Raw genomic sequence first — 551 nt, forward strand, 5'->3', positions numbered from 1 at the left:
TTCCCGGCACTTTTTGTGGAGGGCTCACTCTATCGGTCGGAGCGGTGGTCAATCTTGCCGCGGGAACGTATGTTATCAGGACGGGAGGGCTTTCGCTCTCCTCCGGCGCGGTTCTCGATGCAGCTGACGGTACCACCATCGTTCTACTCGACGATCAGGCCACCACCACAATGCAGGCCGGCGCCAAGCTACGCCTGACGGCGCCGACCAGCGGCCCGTGGATGGGGATCGCGCTAGCTCAAAAACCCCAAGGCGTGGAGAGAACCTCCACGCTCATTGGCGGTGGCGATACAGATCTAGGCGGTATAGTCTATCTGCCGTCACAAAAGCTTTTTCTTACAGGTGGCGGTGCATTGTCGACCGACAGTAAGCCTCGCATCTTTGTGGTCAACCGGATCGAGATGAACGGCAATGGCTCAATTTATCTTGCTGGCGCAAGTGCCTTATTGACAACGAATTCTGCAACGAGACTGATGAAATGAACTTGGCTATAGCCAGCGCAGTGTTGTGAGACAGACTGCATTTGAGGTTCGCTTGCTTCCGTGTTGGAC

The 551-nt window shown here is 55.9% G+C and carries 1 protein-coding gene; it reads left to right on the forward strand.

Annotated features, from left to right (window positions below; genetic code table 11):
- Positions 1–482: hypothetical protein (locus NKI59_RS35035; RefSeq protein ID WP_502901161.1), on the forward strand; the 482-nt coding region annotated here is incomplete at its 5' end.
- Positions 483–551: the final 69 nt, after the last annotated feature.

The organism is Mesorhizobium sp. M0598, from assembly GCF_040320865.1.
Taxonomy (GTDB): domain Bacteria; phylum Pseudomonadota; class Alphaproteobacteria; order Rhizobiales; family Rhizobiaceae; genus Mesorhizobium.